Below are 9,419 nucleotides of genomic sequence, written 5' to 3' on the forward strand. Positions count from 1 at the left end.
AGGAGGTGCGCCTGCCGGCTCCCTGGTCGGACGATGTTTCGGGGAGAGAGTAGAGAAAGGAGAACGTGGCCGAGCTCACCATTTCCAAGAAAGCCTGCAGCGTAAGCCCGCTCAAGATGAGCCAGCCAATCGGCGGGGCGCTCGCTTTTCTGGGAATCCAGGGCTGCATGCCGCTCCTGCATGGCTCGCAGGGATGTACGGCGTTTGGGTTGGCCCTCTTTGTCCGTCACTTCCGCGAGATGATTCCGCTCCAGACCACGGCCATGAACGAAGTCACGACCATTTTGGGCGGGATGGAGAACATCGAGCAGGCGCTTTTGAATATTGCCAAACGCGCCAATCCTCGGATCGTGGGGATCTGCTCGACCGGCCTGACGGAGACCAAAGGCGACGATATCCCGGGCTACCTAAAACTCATTCGCCAGCGGCGGCCGGAATTGGCCGATCTACCTGTGGTCTATGTCTCCACCCCCGACTTCAAAGGAGCATTTCAGGATGGCTGGGCGAAAGCGGTGACGCAGATCGTCGATGATCTCATCGAGCCCAGTCCGACGCGCTTTGAGGACCAGATCAACTTGCTCGTGGGGAGCCACTTGTCCCCAGGCGATCTGGAAGAGATTCGAGGGATCGTCGAATCCTTTGGTCTCCGCCCGATTCTCCTTCCCGACCTATCCGGCTCTTTGGACGGGCATATCCCGGAGGACTTCACGCCGACGACCCTCGGTGGGACCCGGCTCGAGGAGATTCGGAGGATGGGTTCTTCCCGTGCGACGATCGCTATCGGTGAGCAGATGCGGGGAGCGGCCTTGGCCCTCGAGATGAAGACGGGAGTGCCGCATCTTTTGGTTGATCGGCTCCTGGGGCTTCGTGCGGTCGATCGCTTTCTGCATCTTTTGAGCGAGCTCTCCGGCCGCCCCGTCCCGTCAATCTATCGCCAGCAGCGATCGCAGCTCGTCGACGCGATGCTCGACAGCCACTTCTTCCTGGGTGGGGTGAAGGTGGCCGTCGGTGCCGAGCCCGATCTGCTGCAAAATGTGGGCCATTGGCTCGCGGAAGTCGGGTGCGAGCTCAAGGCGGCGGTTTCGACGACCGAGTCGATCGTTCTTGCCGATCTGCCTGTGGAACGGGTCCAGATCGGGGATCTGGAGGATCTCGAAAGGGAAGCTCTCGGGTGCCAGCTCCTGCTCACCCATTCCCATGGGCGCCAGATGGCGGCTCGTCTGCGAATCCCCTTTTATCGAATCGGCCTCCCCATCTTCGATCGGCTCGGCGCTGCCCATGAGGTGCTGGTCGGCTATCGGGGAAGCCGGCAGTTCCTCTTTGCAGTGGCCAACCTACTCATCGCGGCTCGTGAGGAGGAAGAGGGTGTTTCTTTCCACCGGCACGGATCTCCCGGCGAGGTCTCCCGGAGGAGCCGAGAGGAGAATCAGGTAACGGGATGAAAGTAGCCTTTGCAACACAGGATGGAATCCGAGTCAACGCCCACTTCGGCTGGGCGAAGACGATTGCGATCTACGAGGTGGACCAGAACGAGTTCCGTCACTGGAAGACCGTCGAGTTTTCCGGCGATCTGGAGGAAGACGGAAACGAGGATAAGCTCGAGCCGAAGCTCGCCGCGATCCGGGATTGCGCGATCCTCTACGTGGCAGCGATCGGCGCCTCGGGAGCGGCTCGCGTGGTGGCTCACAAGATCCACCCCGTGAAGGCAAAGGATCTGGAGCCGATCCGAGAGATCCTAGAAAAGCTCCAGGAGGTTCTTCGGGGCACTCCCCCGCCCTGGCTGCGGAAGGCGCTTCTCAAGGGGAAGGAGAGAACATGGGATTTCGAGGAGGAAATGGAGTGAAGACGGCAGAAGGATTAGAGAACGGAGCGACCGAACTGAGGGAAGCGTTTCTTCGAGAGCTCGTGAAACAGCAGCGGGCGCAGGATACCTATGGAGTCTGGGACGGGAAGAAGGACGAGGAGCTGCTCGAGCCTTTTCTTCTCGACGCCGAGAAGCGGAAGCAGATCCCCATCGTAGGGGATCCCGATCCGGAAACCCTCGAGCGGGTCGAGATCTTCTTCAACGCCGTTGGGCTCACGATCGAGCGGAAGACGGGCATCATGGTGATGCCGATGATGACGATGCACCACGAGGGCTTCGGGAAGATGGTGCTTCTGGCGGGGCGGCTTGCGGTGGTCAACAAGGTGCTTCGGGATGTCCACCGCTTCGGTTTTCCCAACCGGGAGAAGCTGGCGGAGGCGGGGGAAAAGTATGTTGGGGCGGCTCTTGAGATGATCGAGAGGTTTCCAGAGGTAGCGCGCTTCGGGGGATGAGCGATGACCGCCGGCGCCGTTGCTCCCTCCGCCCTCGCGTCGCCCGACGCGATTTCTGAAGGGAGCGGGAGTCGCGCGGCCGAGGCAGCGCTGCCGAGGAAGGCATTGCACCATGTCCTAAGCAGATTTGCCTCGCTCGGTGCATTTCCCTGCGTTCCTCGACTCGGTCTCGAAGAGGAGTCGTTCGAGCGGCTGCTGGCGGCCTGTGATGCGGAATGCACGCCGCCGCGCCACGCCATCGGGATTCCGGAGGATTTCCGAGAGCTCGTTTCGCTCCTGGTCGAGTCGGGAGACGGTTCGGAGCCGACGCGTTGGGTGGCCCATGCCGTCGCCGCCGCCTGCTTGGCGGATGATCACCTCTGGCGGGACCTCGGCCTGTCGGATCGTCAGGAGCTTGCCCGCCTCCTGGAGCGGCATTTTCGTCCGCTCTACGAGCGAAACGTGGATGACATGCGGTGGAAGAAGTTTTTTTATAAGCAGCTATGCGAGCGTGCGGGATTTCGAGCTTGCAAGGCGCCGAGTTGTCGGGAATGCAGCGATTACGCGATCTGTTTTGCGAAGGAATAGCGGAGAACCAAAGGAGAGAACTATGACGACGATTGGCTATGCGCATCCAGAGAAGTTGGTTGAAACCGAATGGCTCGAGGAGCATCGGAACGATCCGGGCATCCGCATCGTGGAGAGCAACGAAGACGTGCTTCTCTACGATACCGGTCACATCCCGGGGGCGGTCCACATCGATTGGCGGCGCGATCTGCAGGATCCATTGATCCGGGATTATATTTCGCCGGAAGTTTTTGCCGCACTTTGCAGCCGGAACGGCATCGGCCCGGAAACCACCTGCATCTTTTACGGCGACAAGTCGAACTGGTGGGCATGCTACGCTCTTTGGGCTTTTGAGCTGTATGGCCACAAGAACGCCAAGATCCTCAACGGAGGACGGGACAAGTGGATCCGCGAAGGACGACCCATGACTCGGGAGAAGCCCTCCTATCCCGCCGCGGCCTATCCGACGCCGGCCGCTCGGCGAGATGCCGAAATCCGGGCTTTTTATGAGCAGACCTTGGCGCACCAGCGGGCGGGGCTGCCGCTCATCGATGTGCGGAGTCCTGGGGAATATACGGGTGAGCTGCTCCACATGCCCGAGTATCCCCAGGAAGGAGCTCTTCGCGGCGGTCACATCCCCGGAGCCAAGGGCATGCCTTGGAAGACTGCGGTGAACGACGACGGCACCTTCAAATCGGCGGCGGAGCTCCGGAAGATCTACGAGGGGGATTGCGGGCTCACTCCGGAAAGCGACACCGTCGTCTACTGCCGGATCGGCGAACGGTCGAGTCACACCTGGTTCGTGCTGACCTACCTCCTCGGCCACAAGAGGGTTCGCAACTACGACGGATCGTGGACCGAATGGGGCAACAAGGTCGGCGCTCCTATCGAAAGGCCGTAGGCCGCTGGGTTGAGCGGGCGTTTCGGCGCGGTGGGCCGGATCGGTCCGCCGCGGTGGTTGCCGTTGCTCTCTGCCGGCGTTGCGGAAACCAGCGTTCCGGGATCGCGCTTCCTTGCGAGGAGACGCGAGTCGCTAGAGGAAGTGGATCTCGTCGTCGGGAAGAGAGTCTTCCGGGCTCCGTCCACCTTGCGCGTCTCTTTCCGTCCTCGAAACGTCCGGTAAGTGGACCCCGGCTGCCTCGACTCGGTCGAGCAACCGAATCGCGCTCGTTTCGGAATCGAACGCAATGCGCGTCCTCCGTCCCGCAGCTTCTACTTTCCCCGAAGGATCCGCCGGAGGGAAGGAGCCGCGGCGAACGCTTGCTCGCGCGAGCGCGGATGCTGCAGGAAATCAAGGTTCACTCCGGAGCTTTCCCTCTGCTTGCGGCAACGCAGCCGCTTGGAAAGCGGCGACGATGGTTCCGGCGGCATTGAGCAAATCGAGTCGCCGGCCCCGGATGCGGTAGCGCGCGACCCGCCCCAGCGCGTTCAAGAACACCGCTTCTTGCTCCCCGCCGCTGGGGCAAGCCATTCGCGTGCTGGCGATCTGGCCTAGGAAGAGTCTGTCCCCATCGACTTGAAAGCTGCCGATCAGGCGATTGCAGCCTCCGCTTCCGAAAACGCGGGGAGTCTTGCGCGCAAAGATCAAGTGTGGTTCTTGTCGGCATGCCCCCGCCTCGATCGGCCTGCCTTCCAAGCAAACGAGCTTCCAGTAGGTCTCCCGCAAGGGGGCGTCGGCGGGTGAGGGGGGACCGACGAGCTTCCAATAACTGTTCTTGGTAGGGCCGTTGACCAAGGACGGAAAACAGGTAGCTCCCGGGTAGACGGCAACGAGGTGCTCGACGACCAGCGTGGGTCGGGCGGGCCGGCTTTCATTCGGTGAAGGGCGAAAGACAATGGTCCCGTCGAGGCAAACGAGTGTCGCCTCTCCCGGCTTCGGGTTGGCCTGCCGGCAGGCATCTGCCAATGCCTGGTAGTTCCCTTCCATCGCCACCGGCAGCCACCAGCCGTCTTCGCAGAGAACGATCGAGGGGCTGTCGGCTGCGGTAGCGAACATGCCGGTCAACCGCAGGTGGGGTTCGATGAGGGCGGGCTTTGGCATCCGGCGTAGGAATGAATCGGAAGAGAAGGCGGAGGATTGGGTTGGCGCGGGGAGCCATTGCAACTTCCCGCCGTTTTCCTCGACAGCGAACTCGAGTTGCGTCTCCCCGTTCCCCTGGAGAGCGAGTCGCCCGAGCCTCCGGTCAAAGCTCCAGCGGCCTAGACGGTCGCGTCGATTCGGCTTGGGGCTGCCAACCCAGTCCTCCCGTAAGAGGAAATGTCCTCCGGGAAGCAGGTCCAAATGCTGACGGATCCCGCCATCCTTGGCGGGAGCCTCGCACTCATAAGAGGCGGGAATGTGGAAATCCGGCGACTCTTGCCGCCGGCCCTGGGCCGACACGGAAGTCAATGGGAGTCCCGGCAGAGAGCCGATCATCATCGATCCGCCGAGCAGGAGTATGGTCTTGCTTGGAAAACGCGTACAGGGTTTTGGGGTGGTATTCGTTAGGTAAGCTAACGGCATTGAAGCTAACGGCATTGTTTTCAAAGTCCATCGGCAACTGGGAATGGAGGCCGCTGTGGAAAGGCTGGGAGGCATTCGATGGAATCGCAGCAGCTTGGCCTCTTGTTTTGTTTCCGGGATGAGGGAACCGAAGCATTCGGTTTGCGGATGGCCCGGAAGGATTCGATCCTGGCCTTGTCGCAGCAATCGGCCCTGCGGCTCATCGAGGCAAGAAAGGCAGGAACGGAGCAGCGAGTGGAATTCGCCTCCGGCCTATTGGGCCCATTGGGCCTATTGGGTGGGCGCCGCGATCGGAATGGTTCCAGAGCCCTGGGTTCAGAGCTTCTTGATCGGAATCCCGTATTTCCGGAGGGCGTAGCCCAATTGCCGGGGGGTGAGGTGGAGCATCCGAGCGGCCTTGGCCTGGACCCAGCCGCATCGCTCCATCGCTTCCAGCAGCCGTTCGCGGGCGCCGGTAGAGGAGCGGACCAAGCTTTCCTTTTCGAGCCCGTTTCCCTCGACCGGCGCCGGCTGGGAGACGACCGGGGTGGAGACCGGGGTGAGGTCGCGTTTCCACAGGAGGGAAGAGAGGCATTGGCTGCTCTGGCAAGCGATGTGAGTACTGTCGATCAAGCCCGAGGGGGAGGAATTCGCCGCACGCTCGAGGCAATTTTGCAGCTCTCGTACGTTGCCCGGCCACTGGCAGCGGACGAGCACATCGAGAGCCCGAGCGGAAATGGAGAGGGTCCGGCCGAAATCCTCTCCCATCTTCTTGAGGAAATATTCGACGAGGAGCGGTAGGTCGTCGATTCTCTCCCGCAAGGGAGGGAGGAAGAGGCTCACGACATTGATGCGGTAATAGAGGTCGGAACGGAACTCGCCCTTGAGCACGGCATCTTCGAGGTTCCGGTTGGTCGCAGTGATCAGACGCACGTCGATGCGGATGGTGCGGCTGCCTCCGAGACGCTCGAATTCCCGTTCCTGAAGGACGCGCAAGAGCTTGACTTGCACCGACGGGGAGATGTCTCCGATTTCATCCAAGAAGAGAGTTCCGCCGTGAGCCAGCTCAAAGCGTCCCTTCCGCTCGTGGAGGGCGCCGGTAAAGGCTCCTTTCTCATGGCCGAAGAGCTCTGACTCCAAGAGCGACTCGGGGAGGGCCGCGCAGTTGAGCTTGATGAACGGGCCGTTTTTTCGGGGACTTAAGAAGTGGATGGCGCGGGCGATCGCTTCCTTGCCTGTGCCGCTCTCACCGCGAAGAAGGACCGTGGAGCGGCTGGAGGCGACTTGGTGGGTGAGGGCGATCACCTCCTGCATCCGCTTGCTCTGACCGATGACGTTTTCGATCCGGTGCTTGTTCGCGAGCTCGGTTCGGAGGAGATCCCTTTCGGCGACGAGAAGGTGCTTCTCCTCCAGCACCTTATCGCGGAAGCGGATGGTCTGGCCCATGAGGTTCGCCACGAGCTGGAGCAGCCGGGTATCCTCGCGGAGCCGGGCGGAAGGCCCCGCCGATCGCTTTTCCAGGATGAGGACGCCGAGGCACTCCCGGTCCTGGAGGATGGGAATTCCGAGGAAGGAGATGGGAGGGCCCTTTTGGTGGGGGAAGCCGGAAAGATAGGGTGCAAGGAGGGGTTCCTGGCTTTCGTCGGGGATCGCCGTGGGGAATCCGGTTTTTTGGATATACCGGACGACCGATCCCGCTCCCGCCATCCGATCGGGCCCGAGCTGTTCCTGGGGGAAGCCGAGCCAAGCGATCGCGCGGAGGGTTTCGTCCCGACCCAGGACGACCATTCCCCGCTCCATTCCTAAATAGGTGGCCAGGAGCTTGAGCACGCCGCGGAAGGAATGCTCCAAATCAAGCGAGGAATTGAGGAGCTTGCTGATCTCGTAGATCGTAGTGAGTTCCAGGTTGATAGGCTGCATCGGTCTCGGTTTCGAGCTTCCATCGGCGATTGGAGCTCTCCGTGGAGGAAGCAGTTTCCTTGCCAACTTCTCGAATCGGCTGCGATACTGCTGGCACGGAAACTGCTCGCAGAAAGGCATGGATGGAAGCAGCGAGGCATTCAAGGAAAAGCGGCGATCCGAGGGAGAGCCCGCGCCGGCGGTATCGCTGACGCAAGAGGCGGTCGGCAAAATCAGGAATCTTTTGGAGGAGGACGGTCGCACCGATCTCAAGCTCCGAGTCTACGTCACGGGCGGCGGCTGTGCCGGGTTCCAATACAATTTCGCGTTTGACGAAAAGATGGAGGAGGACGATTTCGCCATCGAGTCGGGCGGGGTAACCCTGCTCGTCGATCCGAGAAGCCTCCCGTTTCTGGCGGGGGCTCAAATCGGTTACGAAGAGGATCTCGGCGGGGCGCGCTTCGTCGTGGTCAATCCCAACGCGGCGTCCACGTGCAGTTGCGGTTCCTCCTTTTCGACCTGCTCGAAGACGGAGGAGTAAAAGGAAAGGACCGGGACCATGGCGATCGAATTGACCGAAGCAGCGGCAAATCGTCTCCGCTCCTTTCTCTCGGGTCATCCGGAGGGAATCGCGTTCCGCATCGGGCTCACCCGTTCGGGGTGCGCCGGATGGAGCTACGTCTTGGGAAAGGCGGAGAACATTTCGTCGGAGGATCGTCATTTTGAGAGTAGGGGGATCCGCCTCGTCGTCTCGTCCGAGACCCTTCCGCTGCTCGACGGCCTGCTCTTGGACTATGTCCGCAAACCCTTCGCCGAGGGATTTGTCTTCCACAATCCCAAGGCGAAGAGCGAATGCGGCTGCGGGCAGAGCTTCAGCGCCTAAGTCGGTTCCGACAGGGGCCTGTCGGATGGTTCTTCGCGTTCTCTCTTTTGGGTGCATGCGCTTGCGCGGAAAAGGCGCGGCAAAGGCGCTGTGGAGAAGCCGACAAAAGAAAACAACGATCTGTCACGGTTCTGACAGGCTCCGGTTCCCGAGCGCCGAAGGGGCGGCGATGGGCTGGTTCGTCCGGAGGAGAAGGATCAGAAGGAGACTTGGCACGCTCCTTGCTCGATGCAAATCGATGCGAGACCGCCCGCGACCGCGGTCGGCCGGCCGCAGCAACGAAGAAACCGCCGGAAAGGAAGGAAGCGATGGAAGCTCTTGTGGAACCGGGACAAGACGTACGTGCGCGGTTTTCGAATCTCAAGGGGCTCGCGATCCCTGTCGCCCCGCATAAAGGATGCGGCTCGAGCGGAGGCAGCGGGAAAGCGAGCTGCGGCTCGGCCGCCGGCTCCGGCGACCTTCCGCCCGACATTTGGGAAAAGGTCAAGAATCACCCCTGCTACAGCGAGGAAGCCCATCATCATTATGCCCGGATGCATGTGGCGGTGGCCCCCGCCTGCAACATCCAGTGCAACTACTGCAACCGGAAATACGATTGCGCCAACGAGAGTCGGCCGGGAGTGGTCAGCGAGCGGCTCACTCCGGAGCAGGCCGCGCGGAAGGTACTTGCAGTGGCATCCGAGATTCCGCAGATGACCGTCCTCGGGATCGCCGGGCCGGGAGATCCCCTCGCCAATCCGGAGAAGACCTTCCGGACTTTCGAGCTGGTCGCCGAAGCTGCTCCGGACATCAAGCTCTGCCTTTCAACCAACGGCCTCGCTCTGCCGGACCATGTCGCGCGGATCAAGGATTTCCGGGTCGACCATGTGACGATCACGATCAACATGGTCGACCCGGAAGTCGGCGCCCGGATCTATCCCTGGGTCTTTTTCCGCCACAAGCGATACACCGGGAAGGACGCGGCCAAGTTGCTTTCCGAGAGGCAATTGCAGGGACTGGAAATGCTGACGGAGGCCGGGATTCTCTGCAAGGTCAACTCGGTCATGATCCCCGGAATCAACGATGACCATCTGGTCGAGGTAAACAAGGCCGTTAAGAGCCGGGGGGCCTTCCTGCACAATATTATGCCGCTGATCTCCTCGCCCGAGCATGGAACGGTCTTCGGTCTTTCCGGACAGCGCGGACCGACGGCGCAGGAGCTGAAGGCGCTTCAGGACAAGTGCGAGGGAGAGATGAACATGATGCGCCACTGCAGATCGGAAGAGCTCGTATGCCGTCTTCTGCTTGAAAAAA

10 protein-coding genes are annotated in these 9,419 nt (G+C 61.4%); 8 read left to right on the top strand and 2 right to left on the bottom strand.

Going from position 1 to position 9,419, the window contains the following annotated elements:
* Positions 1 to 65 precede the first annotated feature (65 nt).
* Genes nifN through FN369_RS10855 form a run of 5 tightly spaced genes read left to right on the top strand, consistent with a single transcriptional unit; the run spans position 66 to position 3,763 of the window.
* Entirely contained in the window at positions 66 to 1,442 is a 1,377-nt protein-coding gene (gene nifN / locus FN369_RS10835; RefSeq protein WP_142526145.1) for a nitrogenase iron-molybdenum cofactor biosynthesis protein NifN, read from the top strand.
* Positions 1,439 to 1,843: a nitrogen fixation protein NifX gene (gene nifX / locus FN369_RS10840; RefSeq protein WP_142526146.1), complete on the top strand. Its 405-nt coding sequence runs from the start codon at positions 1,439 to 1,441 to the stop codon at positions 1,841 to 1,843. The genes nifN and nifX overlap by 4 nt, the downstream gene beginning before the upstream one ends.
* Positions 1,840 to 2,316 carry a NifX-associated nitrogen fixation protein gene (locus FN369_RS10845; protein WP_246189677.1) on the top strand — a complete coding sequence of 159 codons (477 nt, stop codon included), beginning with the start codon at positions 1,840 to 1,842 and terminating at the stop codon, positions 2,314 to 2,316. Before nifX ends, FN369_RS10845 begins: the two co-directional genes overlap by 4 nt.
* 3 nt (positions 2,317 to 2,319) lie before the next feature.
* Positions 2,320 to 2,883 carry a nitrogen fixation protein NifQ gene (locus tag FN369_RS10850; RefSeq protein WP_142526147.1) on the top strand — a complete coding sequence of 188 codons (564 nt, stop codon included), beginning with the start codon at positions 2,320 to 2,322 and terminating at the stop codon, positions 2,881 to 2,883.
* Positions 2,884 to 2,905: 22 nt separating this feature from the next.
* On the top strand, positions 2,906 to 3,763 hold the full coding sequence (locus FN369_RS10855; RefSeq protein ID WP_142526148.1) for a sulfurtransferase: 858 nt from the start codon (positions 2,906 to 2,908) through the stop codon (positions 3,761 to 3,763).
* Positions 3,764 to 4,153: 390 nt separating this feature from the next.
* Here FN369_RS10855 and FN369_RS10860 read toward each other — a convergent pair whose 3' ends face one another.
* Positions 4,154 to 5,281 (bottom strand): META domain-containing protein, encoded by a 1,128-nt coding sequence (locus FN369_RS10860; protein WP_178087824.1) that lies wholly within the window; start codon positions 5,279 to 5,281, stop codon positions 4,154 to 4,156.
* A gap of 399 nt (positions 5,282 to 5,680) precedes the next feature.
* The gene (gene nifA / locus FN369_RS10865; protein WP_142526150.1) at positions 5,681 to 7,264 is read right to left on the bottom strand and encodes a nif-specific transcriptional activator NifA; all 1,584 of its coding nucleotides are present in this window, start codon (positions 7,262 to 7,264) and stop codon (positions 5,681 to 5,683) included.
* A 118-nt stretch (positions 7,265 to 7,382) separates the two neighbouring features.
* On the opposite strand from nifA, the gene erpA reads away from it, so the two are divergent.
* From erpA to nifB, 3 genes are all read left to right on the top strand, one after another.
* A complete protein-coding gene (gene erpA / locus FN369_RS10870) occupies positions 7,383 to 7,784 on the top strand; it encodes an iron-sulfur cluster insertion protein ErpA (RefSeq protein ID WP_142526151.1) in 402 nt (133 codons plus the stop codon).
* Positions 7,785 to 7,802: 18 nt separating this feature from the next.
* Complete coding sequence (locus tag FN369_RS10875) at positions 7,803 to 8,126, top strand: HesB/IscA family protein (protein ID WP_142526152.1); 324 nt, start codon at positions 7,803 to 7,805, stop codon at positions 8,124 to 8,126.
* 308 nt (positions 8,127 to 8,434) lie between these two features.
* Positions 8,435 to 9,419 (top strand): nitrogenase cofactor biosynthesis protein NifB (gene nifB, locus FN369_RS11740; RefSeq protein WP_142526153.1); only part of this gene is annotated, 985 nt, incomplete at its 3' end.

This window comes from Methylacidimicrobium cyclopophantes (genome assembly GCF_902143385.2).
Classification (GTDB): Bacteria; Verrucomicrobiota; Verrucomicrobiia; order Methylacidiphilales; family Methylacidiphilaceae; genus Methylacidimicrobium; species Methylacidimicrobium cyclopophantes.